General features: G+C 62.7%; 23 protein-coding genes, 1 tRNA gene and 1 pseudogene. 17 read left to right on the forward strand and 8 right to left on the reverse strand.

Annotated features, from left to right (window positions below):
* Positions 1-263: 263 nt before the first annotated feature.
* Together CQ14_RS04065 and CQ14_RS04070 are read right to left on the reverse strand one after the other, a co-directional pair.
* A complete protein-coding gene (locus tag CQ14_RS04065; RefSeq protein WP_347337115.1) occupies positions 264-935 on the reverse strand; it encodes a hypothetical protein in 672 nt (223 codons plus the stop codon).
* Positions 936-1,285: 350 nt separating this feature from the next.
* On the reverse strand, positions 1,286-2,272 hold the full coding sequence (locus tag CQ14_RS04070; protein WP_057856654.1) for a cobaltochelatase CobT-related protein: 987 nt from the start codon (positions 2,270-2,272) through the stop codon (positions 1,286-1,288).
* A gap of 717 nt (positions 2,273-2,989) precedes the next feature.
* Between CQ14_RS04070 and CQ14_RS04075 the strand changes: the two genes are divergently transcribed.
* Positions 2,990-3,850, forward strand: coding sequence for a class I SAM-dependent methyltransferase (locus CQ14_RS04075; RefSeq protein ID WP_057856655.1), 861 nt, complete (start codon positions 2,990-2,992; stop codon positions 3,848-3,850).
* Between the two features lie 129 nt (positions 3,851-3,979).
* On the opposite strand, the gene CQ14_RS45660 is transcribed toward CQ14_RS04075, so the two are convergent.
* From CQ14_RS45660 to CQ14_RS04085, 3 genes and pseudogenes are all read right to left on the reverse strand, one after another.
* On the reverse strand, positions 3,980-4,383 hold a 404-nt coding region (locus CQ14_RS45660), incomplete at its 5' end, for a M20/M25/M40 family metallo-hydrolase (protein ID WP_245320183.1).
* Between the two features lie 54 nt (positions 4,384-4,437).
* Positions 4,438-5,238: pseudogene (gene pepT, locus CQ14_RS45665) on the reverse strand (peptidase T); the annotation flags it as partial.
* A gap of 106 nt (positions 5,239-5,344) precedes the next feature.
* On the reverse strand, positions 5,345-5,644 hold the full coding sequence (locus tag CQ14_RS04085) for an HU family DNA-binding protein (protein ID WP_057856656.1): 300 nt from the start codon (positions 5,642-5,644) through the stop codon (positions 5,345-5,347).
* Between the two features lie 319 nt (positions 5,645-5,963).
* Between CQ14_RS04085 and CQ14_RS04090 the strand changes: the two genes are divergently transcribed.
* Positions 5,964-6,040, forward strand: a tRNA-Asp gene (locus CQ14_RS04090).
* Between the two features lie 93 nt (positions 6,041-6,133).
* Here the strand turns inward: CQ14_RS04090 and CQ14_RS04095 are convergent.
* The 3 genes from CQ14_RS04095 to CQ14_RS04105 form a co-directional block, all read right to left on the reverse strand.
* Positions 6,134-6,328, reverse strand: a complete 195-nt coding sequence (locus CQ14_RS04095; RefSeq protein WP_057856657.1) for a hypothetical protein — start codon at positions 6,326-6,328, stop codon at positions 6,134-6,136.
* A 250-nt stretch (positions 6,329-6,578) separates the two neighbouring features.
* Positions 6,579-7,871, reverse strand: a complete 1,293-nt coding sequence (locus tag CQ14_RS04100) for a spinster family MFS transporter (protein ID WP_057856658.1) — start codon at positions 7,869-7,871, stop codon at positions 6,579-6,581.
* Positions 7,872-7,911: 40 nt separating this feature from the next.
* Positions 7,912-9,102: an aromatic ring-hydroxylating dioxygenase subunit alpha gene (locus tag CQ14_RS04105; protein ID WP_057856659.1), complete on the reverse strand. Its 1,191-nt coding sequence runs from the start codon at positions 9,100-9,102 to the stop codon at positions 7,912-7,914.
* 248 nt (positions 9,103-9,350) lie between these two features.
* On the opposite strand from CQ14_RS04105, the gene CQ14_RS04110 reads away from it, so the two are divergent.
* The 15 genes from CQ14_RS04110 to nuoK all read left to right on the forward strand — a co-directional run bounded on the left by CQ14_RS04110 (position 9,351) and on the right by nuoK (position 21,083).
* The gene (locus tag CQ14_RS04110) at positions 9,351-9,866 is read left to right on the forward strand and encodes a MarR family winged helix-turn-helix transcriptional regulator (protein ID WP_057856660.1); all 516 of its coding nucleotides are present in this window, start codon (positions 9,351-9,353) and stop codon (positions 9,864-9,866) included.
* Between the two features lie 203 nt (positions 9,867-10,069).
* Positions 10,070-10,435, forward strand: a complete 366-nt coding sequence (locus tag CQ14_RS04115) for an NADH-quinone oxidoreductase subunit A (protein ID WP_057856661.1) — start codon at positions 10,070-10,072, stop codon at positions 10,433-10,435.
* Positions 10,426-11,016, forward strand: a complete 591-nt coding sequence (locus tag CQ14_RS04120; protein ID WP_057840497.1) for a NuoB/complex I 20 kDa subunit family protein — start codon at positions 10,426-10,428, stop codon at positions 11,014-11,016. Before CQ14_RS04115 ends, CQ14_RS04120 begins: the two co-directional genes overlap by 10 nt.
* A gap of 11 nt (positions 11,017-11,027) precedes the next feature.
* Positions 11,028-11,639, forward strand: coding sequence for an NADH-quinone oxidoreductase subunit C (locus tag CQ14_RS04125; RefSeq protein ID WP_057856662.1), 612 nt, complete (start codon positions 11,028-11,030; stop codon positions 11,637-11,639).
* A 2-nt stretch (positions 11,640-11,641) separates the two neighbouring features.
* A complete protein-coding gene (locus CQ14_RS04130) occupies positions 11,642-12,832 on the forward strand; it encodes an NADH-quinone oxidoreductase subunit D (protein WP_057856663.1) in 1,191 nt (396 codons plus the stop codon).
* Positions 12,832-13,788 carry an FkbM family methyltransferase gene (locus CQ14_RS04135; RefSeq protein ID WP_057856664.1) on the forward strand — a complete coding sequence of 319 codons (957 nt, stop codon included), beginning with the start codon at positions 12,832-12,834 and terminating at the stop codon, positions 13,786-13,788. The genes CQ14_RS04130 and CQ14_RS04135 overlap by 1 nt, the downstream gene beginning before the upstream one ends.
* Before the next feature lie 11 nt (positions 13,789-13,799).
* Entirely contained in the window at positions 13,800-14,411 is a 612-nt protein-coding gene (gene nuoE, locus CQ14_RS04140) for an NADH-quinone oxidoreductase subunit NuoE (protein WP_057856665.1), read from the forward strand.
* Positions 14,408-14,623, forward strand: a complete 216-nt coding sequence (locus CQ14_RS43230) for a hypothetical protein (protein WP_057856666.1) — start codon at positions 14,408-14,410, stop codon at positions 14,621-14,623. Before nuoE ends, CQ14_RS43230 begins: the two co-directional genes overlap by 4 nt.
* Before the next feature lie 21 nt (positions 14,624-14,644).
* Complete coding sequence (gene nuoF / locus CQ14_RS04150; RefSeq protein ID WP_057856667.1) at positions 14,645-15,970, forward strand: NADH-quinone oxidoreductase subunit NuoF; 1,326 nt, start codon at positions 14,645-14,647, stop codon at positions 15,968-15,970.
* Positions 15,971-15,975: 5 nt separating this feature from the next.
* Positions 15,976-16,464: a hypothetical protein gene (locus CQ14_RS04155; RefSeq protein WP_156434674.1), complete on the forward strand. Its 489-nt coding sequence runs from the start codon at positions 15,976-15,978 to the stop codon at positions 16,462-16,464.
* A gap of 7 nt (positions 16,465-16,471) precedes the next feature.
* Positions 16,472-18,547, forward strand: coding sequence for an NADH-quinone oxidoreductase subunit NuoG (gene nuoG / locus CQ14_RS04160; protein WP_057856669.1), 2,076 nt, complete (start codon positions 16,472-16,474; stop codon positions 18,545-18,547).
* Positions 18,548-18,557: 10 nt separating this feature from the next.
* The gene (gene nuoH, locus CQ14_RS04165; protein WP_057856670.1) at positions 18,558-19,628 is read left to right on the forward strand and encodes an NADH-quinone oxidoreductase subunit NuoH; all 1,071 of its coding nucleotides are present in this window, start codon (positions 18,558-18,560) and stop codon (positions 19,626-19,628) included.
* Positions 19,629-19,635: 7 nt separating this feature from the next.
* Positions 19,636-20,130 carry an NADH-quinone oxidoreductase subunit NuoI gene (gene nuoI / locus CQ14_RS04170; RefSeq protein ID WP_057840541.1) on the forward strand — a complete coding sequence of 165 codons (495 nt, stop codon included), beginning with the start codon at positions 19,636-19,638 and terminating at the stop codon, positions 20,128-20,130.
* Between the two features lie 9 nt (positions 20,131-20,139).
* Positions 20,140-20,778, forward strand: a complete 639-nt coding sequence (locus CQ14_RS04175; RefSeq protein WP_057856671.1) for an NADH-quinone oxidoreductase subunit J — start codon at positions 20,140-20,142, stop codon at positions 20,776-20,778.
* Positions 20,775-21,083 carry an NADH-quinone oxidoreductase subunit NuoK gene (nuoK, locus tag CQ14_RS04180; RefSeq protein ID WP_057856672.1) on the forward strand — a complete coding sequence of 103 codons (309 nt, stop codon included), beginning with the start codon at positions 20,775-20,777 and terminating at the stop codon, positions 21,081-21,083. Before CQ14_RS04175 ends, nuoK begins: the two co-directional genes overlap by 4 nt.
* Positions 21,084-21,085 lie beyond the last annotated feature (2 nt).

Genomic DNA, 21,085 nt, shown 5'->3' on the forward strand with positions numbered 1-21,085 from the left:
GCAGAGGTGCCGCGTTTGCTCAGGGCGAAGGCCGTCGCGCCGAAGCTCGAAGAGCGGAGGCGGACCGTCTCCAAACATCCCAAACGATAAAACGGATTGCGCGAATGGTCTCGCGTTCTTTGCCGATCCTGCGCCAACACAGATGCGGCTTCCCTCAGGGCAAGAAAAACCGGCGCTCATACTTCGCCGGTTGTCTGCGTCTGGACGTTTAAACAAGAGGTTAGGCGCGGGACCAAAACCCTACGCCTCGCTCTCCGGTTTCTTCAGCCCTGTGGGCTTGACGTGGTCGCCGGGACACTAAGGGGGGCTCCGCCGACCGAAACCGGCCCTAGAGGTTTGGACTGCTGAGCCATCTTCTTGCGCGCTACTCGGGACAGGCGGTTTTGAGCGCGCCTTGTCGAGATGGAGGAAGTTACTTCCGGGGCTATTGCGTTCTGCAGCGAGTCGACCTTCGCGATGAGCGTGGAGATCTTCGCAGAGATCTTCTTCACGTCTTCATGCTCGTCCGCAATCTGCGAGGATATCTTCTTCACAATGACCTGCTCATCCACGACGCTCTGTCGCAGAGAAGCAAGCGAAATCGAATCCTGCTGAAGCAGAGCTGCGTTTTGCAGCAACAAGGAATTATTCTCTTGCAGGGAGGCAACGTGTTGCTGCTGAACCGACCGAATATCCTTCAACGCGGCGACAGCCGGATCCGGAGTTGGATCGGAAGCTTTCGGGTGCGGAAGCAATTCGGCCAGGCGGCTGATATCCGGCAAACTGCTGATGTTCTGCAGAACGGAATCAGGCGACAGTGTATAGACGGCCGCAGTCGTGTTTATTCCAAGAGCGACCAGCGCGAACGCCAGGACCGATTTCCGGCTCGATTGCCTGCTCGGTGTCGCGGCTTCGGGTTGCTCGGTTTGGCTCTGCTTTTCCGATGTACTGGTCACGTGCACTAACCCCCAAATGAGTGAACAAAAAAGGAGCCGTCGCTGGATCGTCCCACGCGACGGCTCCTTTACGCGACACCCAACTAGAACTGCCCGGGATTTTAGGCTGATGAGATTAATTCCGCGTTAGCGCCTCATGTCTTGCATGAACTGCAAGCGGCTAACGGTTGCGCTTTCTATGTGATCGGCTCCGGCGGCGCGCGGATGCTCTCTGGAAATCGATGATGTTGCTAAGGCCCGCATCCTCCAGATGATGCACATTGGTGTCTCGGGGTGACCTGTGATGAAAGCTTTCGTGTCATCGTTTACACCGATCGGTAGGCGGACCGCTACCGAGCTCATTCGTCCGCTCACTTTCCGTCAGAGGCTGCTCCAGCGAGAAGCTGCTCCAGAATGGCGATCAAGGCCGGGCCAAGGTCATCCGGCGCATCCACGAAGCTCGATACGGGGTAGGCAACATCGGGGCGGTAGTCGATTGTCACGGCGGCCAATTCGATTTCGCCCGCCTGAACTATGGCCTGCACCGTGCTCCGAAGGTGGTCCATTAGGTACGTGGAGCTGTTTTCCATGAGGGTGGAATCGTCTACCGGCGCGCCATCAGACAAAATGACGAGGATTTTTCGTCGTTGCGGCAAAGCGAGCAGGCGCTTCGCCGCCCATTGCAGTGCTTCTCCGTCGATGTTTTCCTTCGGCAGGTCCGGCCGCAGCATTTGCCGAAATTCCCAACCGCCGGTACTGGCGCGTCGGTCGTCGGCGCTCTTGTAAACAATGTGTAGGATATCGTTCAGTCTGCCTGGGCTGGATGGCCTGAAACGCCAGCGCCACCGACTGCGGGAACGGCCACCCCTCCAGCGCGATGTCGTAAAGCCGAGCACCTCGCAGGTGAGGTCCAGCGCCAGCAGAAACTCCTGAGCGACGTCAGCCGTCGCGGCTGCGAAGAGCATCTTTTGACCGCGCATGGATCCCGATTGATCGATCAGGAGCGACACCGCCGTATCGGCGCGTTCGTCTTCGCTCAAGGCGCTCCTTATCCGCGCGGCGGCTTCGGCGGCCTTGATGTGCAGTTGGGTTTTCCAGGGGAGTAAACCCGATTGCAGGGCATCCCATGCCTGATCCAGTTTCGCTCGGTTGATGAAGTGCAGATGGCCAAGAACCGAATCGATGTCTTTGGCGTGAACTTCCCTGTCGAACTTGGTTGTATAGGGACGATAGGATGGTTCGGTCGTTGGACGCATGGTTTGATCGGCAGACAGCGACTTCATTGCGATATACTTGCCCGCGCACAACCTCCGGTCAACCGCGACCAGACATTCTTGTCCGGATGAGTCCTTGTCCATATGATTTTTTTTACATGCAGTGCTCTGGAACAGCACGCATGGGGACCCTTGAATCCCACGATCCAAACGCCGACCAGATCACATACTTGAATGGTCCGGCGGCCGGCGCGGGGCGGTGCCGAGCGATGCAGCACCACCCCGCAACAGCTCTACAGGCGACCTCTGCAAGTCTCGCGATACCGACGGCAATTGCCTTCGCCGCGTTCACCCAACGCATCCTTGTTGAGGCAAGCAGATCTCAATTCGGCGCACATGTCCGTCCGAACCGGTCGCCCGCAGGCCTCCCGATATCGGCGGCAATTTCCTTCGCCTCGCTCTCCCAGCGCGTCCTTGTTTTCGCAGGCAAGCCTTAATTGCTCGCAACGCCCGCCGCCTCGATCCATTCGGACACCTCCCGGTCCGATTTCAATGGATTGAGAAAAGGCCGAAATCGGAATTACAAAAAGAGCGGCTGCCGCTGCGGCGCCGAAGGCATATTTGCGCATTCCATTCATCTTGATCCCTCCAGGTTGTAGTGTCGGCGCAAGAGCCTTGCGCCAATAGAACACGCGAAGAGAGCGATATCGTTCCGGATAAAATGCACGAAGGTGTAATGATGATCCCAAATCCCGGGGTAGATGAACGAACGAAGTGGCATCACGGCAAAGATGCGGCGATGATACGGCGTGAACGGTCTGGCACGGCCGCGATGAACGTTTGAAAAGAAGGAGTGCGCAAATGGATACGCCGGCAAGCCACGAACAAAACGCCGACCAGGTCGCCTACTGGAACGGTCCGGCCGGCCAGCGCTGGGCGGATCGGCAGACGGCGCAGGACATCGTCTTGGGGCCGATCGCCGATCTTGTCATCGACCGGGCGAAGCTGAAGCCCGGCGAGCGCGTCATCGACGTCGGCTGCGGTAGTGGCGCCACGACGATTGCGTTCGCGCGAGAGGTCGCGCCGTCAGGCCATGTGCTCGGCGTCGACATATCCGGTCCGATGCTGGAGCGGGCGCGGCAGAGCGCGCCAAAGGATTTGCCGGTCGAGTTCGTGCTGGCGGACGCGACCATCCATCCATTTGAGCCTGCCAGTTTCGATGTGCTGGCTTCGCGGTTCGGCGTGATGTTCTTTGCCGATCCCGCGCTGTCGTTTACGAACATGCGGAAAGCACTGCGGCCCGCGGGACGCCTGGCGTTCGCGTGCTGGCGTGAGCCGCGCGAAAATCCGTTCTTCATGGCGCCGCTGATGGCGGCTTACAAGCACGTGCCAAAACTGCCGCAGATGGGGCCGGAAGATCCCGGTCCGTTTGCGTTTGCCTCTGAAGCGCGCGTTCACCGGATCCTCGGCGAGGCCGGTTTTACCGGAATTGAAATGGAAGCGTGCCCGCTGTTGTTGGACGCCGCGATCGGCCGCGGCCTCGACGGCGCGGTGCAGAGCGCGTTCGAAATCGGCCCCGTGAGCCGCGCGCTGGAGGGGCAGCCGGAAGAACTTCGCGTCGCCGCCGCTGCTTCCATTCGTGAAGCGCTGACGCCGTTTGCAAAGGGCGATGCGGTGCTGTTGCCGGCGTCGGTGTGGATCGTAACGGCGCGAGCGTCGTAGTTGGGACCAAAGCAGCCGCGCTCCACGCGTTATTGCGAGCGCAGCGAAGCAATCCATCTTTCCGTTCTGCCGCGCTATGGATTGCTTCGCTGCGCTCGCAATGACGCGGCAAGAGCTGCGCTGAACTCTCTAAGCCCGCTCTTCCCAGATCATGGCGAGATGCACGATGGTCTCGGCCGCCTTTTCCATGTCCTGGCGGCTCACCCATTCCAGCCGCGAGTGGAAGGCGTGTTCGCCGGCAAAGATGTTGGGGCAGGGCAGGCCCATGAACGACAGCCGCGAGCCGTCGGTGCCGCCGCGGATCGAGCTTCGCACCGGATCTAGCCCGGCGCGTTTGATCGCCTCGATGGCGTAGTCGACGGTCTCCGGGTGGCGGTCGATCACCTGCTTCATGTTGCGGTATTGCTGCTTGACCTCCATCCGGTAAGTCGAGCGCGGATAGTCCTTCATCACGTCCTTGACGATGCCTTCGAGCAGGGCTTCCTTTTCCGTCAAACCCTGATCGGTGAAATCGCGGACGATGAAGCCGATGGNTGGCTTTCTCCAACTGCCCGGACATGCCGATCGGGTGCAAAAAGCCTTCCTTNGCCCTCGGTCGTCTCCGGCGAGCAGGTATCCTTGGGCAGGCGGTCGATGATGGCGGCGGCGATCTTCATCGCGTGCTCCATCTTGCCCTTGGCAAAACCGGGATGGGTCGAGACGCCCTCGATGGTGATGGTGGCGCCATCAGCCGAAAAGGTTTCGTCCTCGATATTCCCGGCGGTTTCGCCGTCCATCGTGTAGGCGAAGTCGGCGCCGAGCTTCTTCAGGTCGACCTTGTCGACGCCGCGGCCGATCTCTTCATCGGGCGTGAACAGGATCTTGATGGTGCCGTGCTTGATGTGCGGATTCTCGATCAGGAACCGCGCCGCATCCATGATCTCGGCGAGGCCGGCCTTGTTGTCGGCGCCCAACAAGGTGGTGCCGTCGGTGGTGATGATGTCATGGCCGATCTGGTTGGCGAGCGCCGGATGGTCGGCGGCGCGGATCACCTGGGTGGAATCGGCCGGCAGCACGATGTCGCCGCCGCGGTATTCCGTTACGATCTGCGGCTTGACGTTGGCGCCGGTGCAGTCCGGCGACGTGTCCATGTGCGAGCAGAAGCAGATCACCGGCACCTTCTTGTCGGTATTGGCCGGGATCGTTGCATAGACATAGCCGTGCTCGTCGAGATGGGCGTCCTTGAGCCCCATCGCCTGCAGTTCCGACGCCAGCAGACGGCCCAGATTCTTCTGCTTCTCGGTGGAAGGGCAGGTCGGCGAATTCGGATCGGACTGGGTGTCGATCACGACATAGCGCAGGAAGCGCTCGGTGACATCGTGGGTGAAGGCGAGGGGGGTGACCGGCATGACGATCCCAGAAAAGATGAGCAAGGAGAGCGCTCTATAACAGAAAAGCGCCATTCCGGGTCCCCGCCGGAATGGCGCTTTTGGTCGGATCAGCGGGAGCGTCGGGTCAGACGGCTTCCTTGAGTTCCTTGGCGGCGCGGAACGCGACCTTCTTGCTGGCCTTGATCGGCAGCGGTTCGCCGGTAGCGGGGTTGCGGCCCATGCGGGCGGCGCGCTTGCGGACCTGGAGGATGCCGAGCCCAACGATCCGGATACGCTCGCCTTTCTTCAGGTGCTTGGTGATCTTGCCGACCATGTCGGTCAGGATCGCCTCGGCGGCCTTTTTCGACAGGTCATGTTCCTCGGCGAGCGCTGCCGCCAGATGCTTGAGTGTGATGGTGGCTGGAGACGCCGCTTTCTTCGCCATATCTGGCCCTCCTCGTTGGTTGAACGGCTTGAGCGTTGTTGAATGCCGGTCCGCGCTGAAAAAATGCAGTGCGTGGTGACCCGAAACCCCGGGATTCCGCACGATCGGGGCGGGAAGGTTTCAAGAAACCCGGACGTCACTGGCCTTAGACGATTCGGCCGATCGCTGCCTACGCCAGTTTGCCCGGAAACAGGCGGCAATTTGCATCGAAATCGTAGAAACGCCCGTTTGGCGCAGGTGTTCGCAACGTCCTTGACTAAGCGGGAGCGGGCCTTTATGCCCTCGGTTCTGCGCGGATCAGGATCTGATTACGGCATCCGCGGGAGTAGCTCAGTTGGTTAGAGCGCCGCCCTGTCACGGCGGAGGCCGCGGGTTCGAGTCCCGTCTCTCGCGCCATTTTTCAATGGCTTGATGCTGGTCTCCGAGACCACCGCAAACAAAAAGGCCGCCTGAGGGCGGCCATTTTTATTCCAATAATACCGATGCCGCTTAACGGACGGTCGAGATACTCGAGCTGGTGACAACCACCGGCTTGCCGGCCTTCACGACCTGGGCGGTCTGGCTGTAATCCGCGCCGGTCCGGGCGGAAATGCCGAACGCCGCAACCGCGATGCCTGCAACCAAGGCGACGACCACGATCTTCAAATGCGTGCCGCGATCTGCCGAGTGAAATGAATGGTTCATCTAATGCCTCCCGGACGCCTTTGGCATCCTCTGTTGGCGAGATAGGTACGCCGCGTGTGTTTCAGGATCGTTTCGCGGTTTCGGCAAAATGGTTTCATTCGGCCGGTTTTTCGCCGATTTTCTGCCAAATCATCTGTGATGTAGATCACATACAGGCTGTTCCGGCGGTATCGATGCGCGCATTGCGAGGGCTGGCTAGGACAAAAACTATAATGAAAACAATGGGAGGAGGGGTGAAGGCGAGCCCGGATCAGCTTGCCCGCTCGATATCGCCCCGGATTGACCGCGCCGCCCAGACGAAAAGCATCGCGCCGAGCACGCTGGTGACGGCGGCCGAGAGCAACGAATAGCGCACGGCGTGAGCGGCAAAATCAGCCTTCAGCGCGTCGTTGAGCATGCCGACGGCGAGCGGGCCGGTTCCCTGGCCGAATCCGGCCGCCATCAGCAGCATGATCGCCGAGGCCAGCGCCCGCATGCTCGGCTTGGCGACGGTCTGCGCGATCGCGAAGATCGGGCCAAGCTGGAAGCCGGCCAGGAACGAGGTCGCCGCCAGCGTCACCACCATGGTGGCGAAGTCCGGCGTCAGCATGCAAACCGCAAACACCGGCCCGGCGAGGCCCGAGGTGATCGCGGGCGCCCACAGCTTCCAGCGATCGTCGCTGCGGCCGATCTGGGCCACGATCACGCCGCCGAGCAGGGTGCCGGCGATGCCGCACAGTCCCTTGAACGTCCCGGCATAGGTGCCGATCTCGGCGCTCGACAGATGATGCACGCGCGCCAGGAACGGCGGGATCCAGGCCGAGGTCGCATAGTTGGTGTAGGTGGTCAGGCAGAAGCCCACGAGCAGGACGACGAAGGTGCGCTGCGAGGCGAGGAAGGAAAGCGTCGGCCCGATCGGCTCCGGCGTGAACGTCTCCGCCATTGCGCCGCGCTTCGGCTCGGAGACCGTCAGCCACAGGACCGCGGCGAGCGCGAGGCCCGGCAGGCCCGCGGTATAAAACGCCATCCGCCAGCCGTAGTACTGGTTGATGTAGCCGCCGATGAAATAGCCGAGGAACACGCCGAGATAGGTGCCGATGGCAAAGATGCCGAGCGCGCGCGGGCGTTCGTTCTTGCTGAAGAGGTCGGCAATGATCGACTGCGAGGCCGGCGTGCCGCCGGATTCGCCGATGCCGACGCCGATGCGCGCCAGTGCCAGCGTCGCCACGCTTTGCGCCATGCCGCAAAACACCGTCATCGCGCTCCAGAACGCCAGCGCGATCGTCACAATGTTGCGGCGGTTATAACGGTCGGCGATGCGCGCGATCGGGATGCCGAGCAGCGAATAGAACAGCACGAAGCCGAATCCGGCGAGCAGCCCCATCGTGGTGTCGCTGAGCGCAAACTCCTTTTTGATCGGCTCGATCAGGACGTTGAAGATGGTGCGGTCGAGGAAGTTCAGCGCATAGACGACGGTCAAGAGGGCGAGCACGTAATATCGCCGGAGCGAGGGCCGTGCGGTGGCTTCCGCTGGAGCGGCCGCCTGCGGTGCGATATCGACCATGCTTTCCCCCTGAATTTTGTTTTTTGCTGAATCAGCCGTCTCACGCGTCGCGAATGAAATTCCCCGCCTCGAATTCCACCGGCGGCGCGTTTTGCTCGAACGAGACGCCGATCGGATCGCGCCCTTCGGCCATCGCCACGAGCTGATCGCTCAGCATCCGCCGGATCATCAGGATGCCGCGGTCGCTCTGGCCGAAATGCTCCTCCGAATGCAGCGTCACCGGGCCCTGGCCGACCTGCGCCTCGTAATCGCCGGGGAATTGCTGGTGCTCCCGTTCGGTCATGTCCCACCAGAATTTTCCGTTGAACTTGGAGCGCATCCTTCCGATGTCGCCGGAATTCTTCACGCGGCCAGCGACATAGATGCGGAAGGATGTATCGTCGATCGGCAGCGTCCAGCCGATCGATTCGACGCGGGCGAATTGGGCGACGCGCGGATTGGGCACGACACGCAGCGTGGGGAGGGCGGCTTCCGTCACGCGGTAAAAAACCTTGCCGTCGTCCTGATGCCGGATCGAGCGCACGGTGACGCCGCGCGACGACATCTCGAACTTCACTTCCGGCATCGAGGCCATCATGTTGGTGAACTGCGGCCCCGAGAACGAGCCGTGCAACACCGGGACGTGGTAGGGATCGACCACGTTCTCGAAATGCTGCAGCCAGTTGCAGGGGATGATTGCGGGACCGCCACCGCCGATCGAGGAATCGTCCGCCTCGACGAACTCGCCGTCGTCCATCTTGTCCAGGCATTCGTAGCGCGGCAGCGCCGGCTTCTTCTCGGCCGGTCCGAGATAGGCGAAGATCAGGCCGTAGCGTTCCTCGACGGGGTACCAGGGCTGCCGCACCTTGTCCTTGAACAGGCCGCCCTCGGGCTCGCAGGGCTGTTCGAGGCAATGGCCCTCGGTGTCGAATTTCCAGCCGTGATAGCAGCAGCGGATGCCGTCTTCCTCGACCTTGCCGTAATAGAGCGTGGTGCCGCGATGGCAGCAGCGGGCATGCAAGAGGCCGGCGCGGCCGTGCCGGTCGCGAAACAGCACCAGGTCCTCGCCGAGCGCGCGCACTTTTCTGGGGATATCGGCGGCGTCGGACACAAGCCCGACCGGGTGCCAGTAGCGACGCAAGAGCTCGCCCATTGGCGTGCCGCGGCCGACCGAGGTCAGCTCGGTCCGGGTGGTGGACGGCTTCATGGCGTAGCCGGTCCCGAGATCGCGATCCCGCTGCGTGATGGTCATCCCGTTTCCTCCCGCCACGGCATTGGCGCCGCGGTCGTTGACGTATTCCAGTCAGTGAACGCACAATCGATGACAATGTCAACGATTTTTCGATTAGCTTATCCGATGACCCTATTCGATGGTCTTATCCGCGGGACTCGCGCGACGGCCGTGCCGGATGGTCTTGCTAGATGGTCTTGGCATCGGTCTTGGCATCGGTCTTGGCATTGGTCTTGGCACCAGGCCGCTTTGTTGGCAGAGGTTTGCAAATGAGCCGCAAGCTGGGAAAGCAGACCGGGCCATTATCCGCAGCCGATGACGCCGCGGAGCTGGCGCCGATTACCGCGATGATGTCATCGCGGCTGATGGTGCTGGCGAACCTGCTCAAGCGCGGTGCGATCCTGCGTTACAAGCGGCTGACGGGGCTGTCCTCGGTGGAATTCGGCCTGGTGGCCTCGCTGGGCCGCCGCCCGCCGATGAGCGTTATCCGGCTCGCCGAAGCGGTCGGCATGGACAAGGGGCAGATCAGCCGGGCGCTGGCGGAACTGGTCGCGCGCAAGCTGGTGGCCAAGGAGGTCAATCCGCGGGACAACCGCGAGACCCTGGTTTGCCTGACCAAGGCGGGGCTGGCCGCCCACGATGCGATTGTGGCGGGGGCGCAGGAGCGCAACCGGCGTCTCCTGGAACAGCTCGGCAAGGACGAGCTGGGGGTGCTGCTCGACCAGATCGACCGGCTCACGGATACGGCTGCCCAGATGCTCGCCGATGAGAAGGATTTGAACTGAAATTCGGGGCACCATGCCGCTCGCCTTGCGTTGGTCGGGAGAGGCAGGAACGCAACACTTTTTGGTGTTCTGCCAACGCATCCGGGGCGGGCTTGGGCGTCAGGGCGGCTTGTCTTGCGCCCTCTGTTGCGCTGCGCTAAGGCAAGAATAATTCCAATCAACGAATCTGCGGCCGCTCAAAACCGCAGGAAAAGGCACCGCCGATGACCGGCATCCTGCAAAATTATCTTCCACTGGTCGTGTTTATCGGAGTGGCGAGCCTGATCGGTCTGGCGCTCCTGATCGCTCCGTTCCTGGTCGCGTTCCAGCAGCCGGACCCGGAAAAGCTCTCCGCCTATGAATGCGGATTCAACGCATTCGATGACGCCCGCATGAAGTTCGATGTGCGCTTCTACCTGGTCGCGATCCTCTTCATCATCTTCGACCTCGAAGTGGCGTTTCTGTTCCCGTGGGCGGTCGCGTTCGGCAAGCTGGGGGCCACCGGCTTCTGGTCGATGATGGTGTTCCTCGCCGTCCTCACGGTCGGCTTTGCCTATGAATGGAAGAAAGGCGCGCTCGAATGGGATTGAGCCCGACAGCAACAGGCTCTTCGCCGGCAATCGCGCAGGCGCCGAAGGGCATTCTCGATCCCTCGACCGGCAAGCCGGTCGGGGCCAATGACCCGTTCTTCCTCGAGGTCAACCACGAGCTTTCGGACAAGGGCTTCTTCGTCGCCGCCGCCGACGATCTGATCACCTGGGCGCGCACGGGCTCGTTGATGTGGATGACGTTCGGCCTCGCCTGCTGCGCGGTCGAGATGATGCAGGTGTCGATGCCGCGCTACGACGTCGAGCGGTTTGGCTTTGCGCCGCGCGCCTCGCCGCGGCAGTCCGACGTCATGATCGTCGCGGGCACGCTGACCAACAAGATGGCGCCGGCGCTGCGCAAGGTCTACGACCAGATGCCCGAGCCGCGCTACGTGATCTCGATGGGATCGTGCGCCAACGGCGGCGGCTACTATCACTATTCCTACTCGGTCGTGCGCGGCTGCGACCGCATCGTGCCGATCGACATCTACGTGCCCGGATGCCCGCCGACGGCGGAGGCGCTGCTCTACGGCGTGCTGCTGCTGCAGAAGAAGATCCGGCGCATCGGGACCATCGAACGCTAAGGTTTTAGGTAATGGACGACGGCAAGCTCGAGGCCCTTGGGCAGACGATTGTTAGCGCGCTTGGCGGCGCGGCCAGCGCCCATGCGGTAGCGTTCAACCAGCTCACGGTTACGGTCGATGCGGCTGGCATCGTCGAGGTGATGAAGTACCTGCGCGACGATCCCGCCATGCGCTTCGTCAACATCACCGATGTGACCGCGGTGGACTATCCCGGCCGCGAGAAGCGCTTCGACGTGGTCTATCATCTGCTGTCGCCGACGCTGAACGAGCGCATCCGCGTCCGCGCCGAGGCCGACGAGAACACGCAGGTGCCGTCGATCATCGACGTGTTTCCGGGCGCCGACTGGTTCGAGCGCGAGGCCTACGATCTCTATGGCGTGATCTTCACCGGCCATCCCGACATGCGGCGGCTGCTGACCGATTACGGCTTCGACGGCCATCCGTTGCGCAAGGATTTCCCGCTGACCGGCTTCGTCGAGGTCCGCTACGACGACCAGGAGAAGCGGGTGCTCTACGAACCCGTCCGTCTCAACCAGGAATTCCGCAAATTCGATTTCCTCTCGCCATGGGAAGGCGCCGACTATCCGCTTCCGGGCGATGAGAAGGCGGAGCCGAAGGCCTGACCATGAACGAACAGAACCTGCGCAATTTCACGATCAACTTTGGACCGCAGCATCCGGCGGCGCACGGTGTGTTGCGTCTGGTGCTGGAGCTTGACGGCGAAGTCGTCGAGCGCGTCGATCCGCATATCGGCCTGCTTCATCGCGGTACCGAAAAGCTGATCGAGCAGAAGACCTATTTGCAGGCGATCCCGTATTTCGATCGGCTCGACTATGTCGCGCCGATGAATCAGGAGCATGCGTTCTGTCTCGCGGCCGAGAAGCTGCTTGGCATCACCGTGCCGAGGCGTGGCCAGTTGATCCGGGTGCTCTATTGCGAGATCGGCCGCATCCTGTCGCATCTGCTCAACGTCACCACGCAGGCGATGGACGTCGGCGCGCTCACCCCGCCGCTGTGGGGCTTTGAAGAGCGCGAAAAGCTGATGGTGTTTTACGAGCGCGCCTCCGGCTCGCGCATGCATGCGGCCTATTTCCGCGTCGGCGGCGTGCATCAGGACCTGCCGCCGAAGCTGATCGACGATATCGAGGCCTGGTGCGATCCGTTCCTGCAGGTGGTCGCCGACCTCGAAACGCTCCTGACCGGCAACCGCATCTTCAAGCAGCGCAACGTCGACATCGGCGTGGTGTCGCTGAAGGAAGCCTGGGAGTGGGGCTTTTCGGGCGTCATGGTGCGCGGCTCCGGCGCGGCCTGGGACCTGCGCAAGGCGCAGCCCTATGAGTGCTATGACGAGATGGATTTCGACATCCCGATCGGCAAGAACGGCGACTGCTACGACCGCTACCTGATCCGCATGGAAGAGATGCGCCAGTCCGTGCGCATCATGAAACAGTGTATCGCGAAACTGCGCGCGCCTGACGGGCAGGGGCCGGTCGTCGTCGAGGACAACAAGATCGCGCCGCCCCGCCGCGGCGAGATGAAGCGCTCGATGGAAGCGCTCATCCATCACTTCAAGCTCTACACTGAGGGCATGCGCGTGCCGGCCGGCGAGGTCTACGCCGCGGTCGAGGCGCCGAAGGGCGAGTTCGGCGTCTATCTGGTCTCCGACGGCACCAACAAGCCCTACAAGTGCAAGATCCGCGCGCCGGGCTTTGCCCATCTGCAGGCGATGCATCACATCTGCAAGGGCCATCTGCTCGCCGACGTCTCCGCCATTCTCGGCTCGCTCGACATCGTGTTCGGAGAGGTCGATCGGTGATGGCGCAGGCGCCCATCCAGTTTGACCGGGCTTCGGGCGTACTTGCGGGTGCGAACGCGTGGGAGCGTTTGGCCGCGGTGGCGCTGGTGCTGGGGTCGAAGGTGGCGTCGAATTTCTCGCACCGCGGCTACAACATGTGCGCCAACCTGTTGCGCACGACGCTGCCGGAGCGCGGCATCCAGATCAAACTCAATCCCGACGCCACGTTCGAATTTCCCTATGGCGACGGCTACTGGAGCAAGCTGCTCAACCGCACCTATAGTTACGAGAACGAACTAGAACTGCTGTTTCAGGACTCCGCTGACGTCGACTACACGCTGCTCGATTGCGGCGCCAATTACGGCTACTGGTCGGTGCTGGTGTCGAGCAAGCCGTTCGGATCGCACAAGGCGATCGCGATCGAGCCGTCGGGGCAGAATTTTCCAAAACTTGCCAACAACGCCAGGATCAACGGCAATCGTTTCGAAGTCATGAAATGCGCGATTGGTGCCGCCCGCGGGACCGCGCGGCTGTCCGGCACCAAGCACGAGGCGTTCAGCATCGCCGGCGACCAGTCGGCAGGCGAGGAAGTGCCTGTCATCGCGCTCGATAATCTGCTTGACGACGGTAAGGTCGAGCCCGGCGGCAAGTACCTGATCAAGCTCGACGTCGAGGGCGTCGAGATTGAAGCCATGAAGGGCGGCGCGCGGCTGATGCAGGCCGATAGCGTGCTGTTGTGCGAGGAGCACGGCAACGACCCCAAGCATACCGTCTCGCGCTACATCCTCGACCAATCGCTGAAGCTGATCGTGTACGATCCGCGCAGCCATCGCCTTGAAACCGTGACCGACCTTTCGATTCTGGATCGAATCAAGGTTTCAACCCATGTCGGCTACAACGTGTTCGGCACCGCAAGTGCATTCTGGCTCGCCCGGATCGATGCGCTCAATGCGAAAGCCGCGCGCCGCGTGCAATGAGAGACTGAACGATGTCCGTCCGCCGCCTTGCCCCGAAGGAATTGCAGCCCGCGAGCTTTGCGTTCACGGACGAGAATCTCGCCTGGGCCAAGGCGCAGATCACCAAATATCCGCCGGGTCGTCAGGCCTCCGCCGTGATCGCGATTTTGTGGCGCGCGCAGGAGCAGCATGAGGGCTGGGTTTCCGAAGCCGCGATCCGTGTGGTCGCCGACATGCTCGATATGCCCTACATCCGGGTGCTGGAAGTGGCGACGTTCTACACCATGTTCCAGCTCCAGCCGGTCGGCAAGAAGGCCCATGTCCAGGTCTGCGGCACCACGCCGTGCCGCCTGCGCGGCGCCGAGGACATCATCAAGGTGTGCCAGAGCCGCATCCATCACGATCCCTTCCATCTGTCGAAGGACGGCAATTTCAGCTGGGAAGAGGTCGAGTGCCTGGGCGCCTGCGTGAACGCGCCGATGGTGCAGATCTGGAAGGACACCTACGAGGACCTGACCAAGGAAACCTTCGGCAAGGTGCTGGACGGCTTTGCGTCGGGCAACCCGCCGAAGCCGGGACCGCAGACCGACCGTCAGTTCTCGGCGCCGGCGGGCGGGCCGACGACGCTGAAGGAATCCACATGACGCGTAACGCCACATTGCCCGTGAGCGGGCCGGGGAGGGTCAGCGCGATGAAGAACTGGCGCTATATCGGCATGCACGCCGTCGCGGCGGCGGCATTCATCTTTCTGCTGCAGCATTACGGGCTGAACAACACGCTCGAATCCAGCCTGTTGTGGGCGCTGACCTTCGGCGGATGCGCCGCGGGCCTGGCCTACGCGCAGTCCAATCGTTGATCCGCTAGGAAGCTTCAAGTCATGCTCGACGACAAGGATCGCATATTCAAGAACCTCTACGGCCTCCACGATTGGGGGCTTGAGGGCGCGCGCCGCCGTGGCGCGTGGGACGGCACCAAGGCTATCATCGACAAGGGCCGCGACTGGATCATCAACGAGATGAAGGCCTCCGGCCTGCGCGGCCGCGGCGGGGCGGGCTTTCCGACCGGCCTGAAATGGTCGTTCATGCCGAAGGAATCCACCGACGGCCGGCCGAGCTATCTCGTGGTCAACGCCGACGAATCCGAGCCCGGCACCTGCAAGGACCGCGAGATCATGCGGCACGATCCGCATCTGCTTGTGGAAGGCTGCCTGCTCGCAAGCTTCGCGATGAATGCGCATGCCTGCTACATCTATGTGCGCGGCGAGTTCATCCGCGAGCGCGAGCGCCTGCAGGCCGCGATCGACCAGGCCTATGACGCAAAACTGGTCGGCAAGGACAACGTCAATGGCTGGCCGTTCGACGTCTATGTCGCCCACGGCGCCGGCGCCTATATCTGCGGTGAAGAGACTGCGCTGCTCGAAAGCCTCGAAGGCAAGAAGGGCCAGCCGCGGCTGAAGCCGCCATTCCCGGCCAATGTCGGCCTTTATGGCTGCCCGACCACCGTCAACAACGTCGAATCGATTGCGGTCGCGCCGGACATCCTGCGCCGTGGCGCGGCGTGGTTCGCGGCGATCGGCCGGCCCAACAATGTCGGCACCAAACTGTTCTGCGTGTCCGGCCATGTCGAGCGGCCCTGCAACGTCGAAGAGGCGATGGGGATTCCGTTCCGCGAGCTGATCGAAAAGCATTGCGGCGGCATTCGCGGCGGCTGGGGCAATCTGAAGGCGGTGATCCCCGGCGGCTCGTCGGTGCGCATGGTGCCGGCCGAGCAGATCATCGACACGCCGATGGATTTTGACAGTCTCAGCAAGCTTCGCTCGGGCCTCGGCACCGCCGCCGTGATCGTGATGGACAAGTCGACCGATTTGATCCGGGCGATCGCGCGCATCTCCTATTTCTACAAGCACGAAAGCTGCGGCCAGTGCACGCCCTGCCGCGAGGGCACGGGGTGGATGTGGCGCGTGCTGACGCGCATGGCCGAGGGCCGCGCCCACAAGCGCGAGATTGACATGCTGCTGGAGGTGACGAAGCAGGTCGAGGGACACACGATCTGTGCCCTCGGCGACGCCGCGGCCTGGCCGATCCAGGGCCTGATCTCGCATTTCCGTCACGAGATCGAGGAGCGGATCGCCCAGTATTCGCACAAGGCGGATATTGACGACGTTGGCGTGCGCGATCCCGTGAACATGGTCGCGGCGGAGTGATCGCGATGTTGCAACCGAGCTTCTGGTGGCAGAGATACGGGACGCTGGCGCAGATGGCGCAGGCGACCGTGGCGCTGCTCGGCTTTGTTGCGATACTGTTCCAGATCAACGAAATCCGCACCGGTAATCGCGCGTCCAGCGCGCGGCAGGCGTTCCTGGGCTACACCGATCTGGCGTTCAAGAATCCGAAATTCGCGCAGCCGGACTACGAGAAGATCAAGGCTAGCGGCCGCGATGAGCAGGTGCAGTACGAGAGCTTCGTTACCTACTTCCTCTACGCCTGCGAGGAAGCGATCGGTGCATTCGCAGGAAAGCGCGAGTGGCTGGCCTCCTGCGATTATGACCTGAAGCCGCACCTGCCGTTCCTGTGCGAGAAGAATGCGGCGCAGCCGGCCTATCTCGCCACCTATGGCGCCGAGACCCAGCAATGGATCAGGGCGTCGCTGAAGACCGCCAGCGTTACACCGCCAGACTGCAAGCTGGGAAAGACCTGAGACCGCAATGACCAAACTCATCATCGACGGCAAAGAGATCGATGTACCCGCAGAATTCACGCTGTTGCAGGCGTGCGAGGCCGCGGGCGCAGAAATTCCGCGCTTCTGCTACCACGAGCGGCTGTCGATCGCCGGCAATTGCCGGATGTGCCTCGTCGAGGTGAAGGGCGGCCCGAAGCCGGTCGCAAGCTGCGCCTGGGGCGTGCGCGACTGTCGCCCGGGACCGAAGGGCGAGCCGCCGGAAATCTCGACGCGGTCGCCGATGGTGAAGAAGGCGCGCGAAGGCGTGATGGAGTTCCTGCTGATCAACCACCCGCTGGATTGCCCGATCTGCGACCAGGGCGGCGAGTGCGACCTGCAGGACCAGGCGATGGGCTACGGAGTCGACACCTCGCGCTTTGCCGAGAACAAGCGCGCGGTCGAGGACAAGTATCTCGGCGCGCTGGTCAAGACCTCGATGAACCGCTGCATCCAGTGCACGCGCTGCGTCCGCTTCTCCGCCGAAGTCGCCGGCGCCCCGGAAATGGGCGCCACCGGCCGCGGCGAGGACATGGAGATCACGACCTATCTGGAGCAGGCGCTGACCTCCGAGTTGCAGGGCAATCTCGTCGATATCTGCCCGGTGGGCGCGTTGACCTCGAAACCTTATGCGTTCGCCGCGCGTCCGTGGGAGCTCGGCAAGACGCAGTCGGTCGACGTCATGGATGGCGTGGGATCTGCGATCCGCGTCGACACCCGCGGCCGCGAGGTGATGCGGATCCTGCCGCGCATCAACGAGACCGTGAACGAGGAGTGGATTTCCGACAAGACCCGTCACGTCGTCGACGGCCTGCGCACGCAGCGGCTCGACCGGCCCTATATCCGCGATAACGGCAAGCTGCGCCCCGCGTCGTGGCAGGAGGCGTTCGCGGCGGTTGCGGCCAAGGTGAAGATGAGCGACGGCAAGCGGATCGGCGCCATTGCCGGCGATCTCGCCGCGGTCGAGGAGATGTTCGCGTTCAAGGATCTGCTCGGACAATATGGTTCGACCAACCTGGCGGTGCAGGGCGGCGACGCCTTCGACCCGAAGCTCGGCCGCGCGACCTACATCTTCAACCCGACCATTGCCGGGATCGAGCAGGCCGACGCGCTCTTGATCATCGGCGCCAATCCGCGCAAGGAAGCCGCCGTCCTCAACGCGCGCATCCGCAAGCGCTGGCGCACCGGTCAGCTCAAGGTCGCGCTCGTCGGCCCCAAGGCCGATCTCACCTATGATTACGACTATCTCGGCGCGGGCACCGATACGCTCAATGACCTCGCCAGCGGCAAGCATTCCTTCACCGAGGTGCTGAAGGGCGCCAAGCACCCGATGGTGCTGGTCGGTGCCGGTTCGCTGTCGCGGCACGACGGCGCAGGGGTACTGGCGCTGGCGGCCAAGGTCGCGGCGGGCACGGGCGCGCTCAAGGACGACTGGAACGGCTTTGCCGTGCTGCAGGATACCGCCTCGCGCGCGGGCGCGCTCGATATCGGCTTTTCGGCTGGCAAGGGCGGCCTGACCCTGGCGCAGATGACGACCTTCGGCACGCTCGACGTGCTGTTCCTGCTGGGGGCCGACGAGGTGAAGGTGCCGGACGGCACGTTTGTGGTGTATATTGGCACCCATGGCGACCGCGGTGCGCATCGCGCCGATGTCATCCTGCCGGGCGCGGCCTATACCGAGAAATCCGGCCTCTTCGTCAACACCGAGGGCAGGGCGCAGATCGCCGCCCGCGCGGCGTTCCCGCCCGGGGAAGCCCGCGAGGACTGGGCGATCGCGCGGGCGCTGTCGGATGTGCTCGGCAAGAAGCTGCCCTATGACTCGCTCGGGGCATTGCGCCAGGCCCTGTTCAAGGCCGTGCCGCATCTGATGCGGATCGACCAGATCGAGCCCGGCAAGGCCGAGCAGGTCAAGGCGCTGGCGGGCAAGAGCGGCAAGGTCGACAAGAGCCCGCTGAAATCGTCCGTCGAGGATTTTTACCTGACCAACCCGATCGCACGGGCCTCGGCGGTGATGGCGGAATGTTCCCGGCTGGCGGCCGGGCGAATGCTGACGGCAGCGGAGTGAGCGTGATCTGATGGCTGATTTGTTCGCAAGCCCGTTCTGGACCGGCTTTCTCTGGCCGCTGATCGTGATGGTGGCGCAGAGCGTCCTGCTGCTCGTCGTGCTGCTGGTCGCGATCGCCTACATCCTGCTCGCCGACCGCAAGATCTGGGCGGCGGTGCAGATCCGCCGCGGCCCCAACGTGGTCGGCCCCTGGGGCCTTCTGCAATCCTTCGCGGACCTTCTGAAGTTCGTGCTGAAGGAGCCGATCATTCCGTCCGGCTCCAACAAGGGCGTGTTCCTGCTTGCGCCCTTGGTGTCCTGTATCCTGGCGCTGGCCGCCTGGGCCGTGATCCCGATGGATCTTGGCTGGGTGATCTCGGACATCAATGTCGGCATCCTCTACATCTTCGCGATCTCGTCGCTGTCGATCTACGGCATCATCATGGCCGGCTGGTCGTCGAACTCGAAATACCCGTTCCTGGCCGCGCTTCGCTCGGCGGCGCAGATGGTGTCCTACGAAGTCTCGATCGGCTTCGTCATCATCACGGTCCTCTTGTGCGCCGGTTCGCTTAACCTTTCGGCGGTGGTGGAGGCGCAGAATGCCCGAGGCTTCGCCAGCCTGATCGGATTGCCGCAGCTTACCATCCTGAACTGGTACGTCTGGCCGCTGTTCCCGATGTTCGTGGTGTTCTACGTCTCGGCGCTGGCCGAGACCAACCGCCCGCCGTTCGATCTGGTGGAAGCGGAATCCGAACTGGTCGCGGGCTTCATGGTCGAATACGGCTCGACGCCGTATCTCCTGTTCATGCTCGGCGAATATGTCGCGATCACCACGATGTGCGCGATGGCGACGATCCTGTTCCTCGGCGGCTGGCTGCCGCCGGTGGCGCTGCCGCCCTTCACCTGGATCCCGGGCGTGGTGTGGTTCGCGCTGAAACTGTTCTTCATGTTCTTCCTGTTCGCGATGGCGAAGGCGATCGTGCCGCGCTACCGCTACGATCAACTGATGCGGCTCGGCTGGAAGGTGTTTCTGCCGCTGTCGCTGGCGATGGTGGTGATTGTGGCCGGCGTGCTGCAATTCGCCGGCATTGCGCCGAAGTGAGGCCATCATGAGTGTCAACGTCAACGCAACGGCCCGTGCGCTTCTCTTGAGCGAATTCGTATCGGCGTTCTTTCTCGCCATGCGCTATTTCTTCAAGCCAAAGCCGACGCTGAACTATCCGTTCGAGAAGGGCCCGATCTCGCCGCGCTTCCGAGGCGAGCACGCGCTGCGCCGCTATCCGAACGGCGAGGAACGCTGCATCGCCTGCAAGCTGTGCGAGGCGATCTGCCCCGCGCAAGCGATCACGATCGAGGCCGGCCCGCGCCGCAACGACGGCACCCGCCGCACGGTGCGCTACGACATCGACATGGTGAAATGCATCTATTGCGGCCTGTGCCAGGAAGCCTGCCCGGTCGATGCCATCGTCGAGGGACCGAATTTCGAATTCGCGACCGAGACCCGCGAGGAACTCTACTATGACAAGGCCAAGCTGCTCGCCAATGGCGACCGCTGGGAACGCGAGATTGCGAAAGCAATCGAGCTCGACGCGCCGTACCGGTGAGGTGAGGGCATGATCCTTCCTGCTCTCTTCTTCTATCTCTTCGCCGGCGTCTGCGTGGCCTCGGCCGTGATGGTGATTGTGTCGCGCAATCCCGTGCACTCCGTGCTGTTCCTGATCCTGGCCTTCGTCAACGCCTCCGGCCTGTTCATCCTGATGGGCGCCGAGTTCCTCGGCATGATGCTGATCGTGGTCTATGTCGGCGCGGTCGCAGTGCTGTTCCTGTTCGTGATCATGATGCTCGACGTCGACTTCGTCGAGCTGCGCGAGGGCTTTATCGAATATCTGCCGATCGGCCTGGTGATCGGCGGTATCTTCGTGGTCGAACTGTTGCTGGTTGTCTTCTCCTGGGTGATCAACCCCAGCACCGCCAAGCAGATCACGGCGGCGATCCCGGCCAATGTCAGCAACACCGAGGCGCTCGGACTGGTGCTCTATACGAAGTACATCCATTACTTCCAGATCGCCGGAATGGTGCTGCTGGTCGCCATGATCGGCGCCATCGTGCTGACGCTGCGCCACAAGGCCAAGGTCAAGCGGCAGGATATCAACGTGCAGAACGCACGTACGCCGGAACTGGCGATGGCCGTGCGCAAGGTGGCGTCGGGGCAGGGGCTGCAGGATTCGGATGCGGCGGAGTGGGTGAAATGACGATCGGTCTGGGGCACTATCTCGCGGTCGCCGCCATCCTGTTCACGACCGGGATCCTCGGCATCTTCCTGAACCGCAAGAACATCATCGTCATCCTGATGTCGATCGAGCTGATCCTGCTCGCCGTCAACATCAACCTGGTGGCGTTCTCGACCTTTCTCGGCGACATCGTCGGGCAGGTGTTCGCGCTGCTGGTGCTGACGGTCGCGGCTGCGGAAGCCGCGATCGGTCTGGCCGTGCTGGTGGTCTATTTCCGCAACCGCGGTTCGATCGCGGTTGAAGACGTCAATCTGATGAAGGGCTAAGG

Source organism: Bradyrhizobium lablabi, assembly GCF_001440475.1.
Taxonomy (GTDB): Bacteria; Pseudomonadota; Alphaproteobacteria; order Rhizobiales; family Xanthobacteraceae; genus Bradyrhizobium; species Bradyrhizobium lablabi.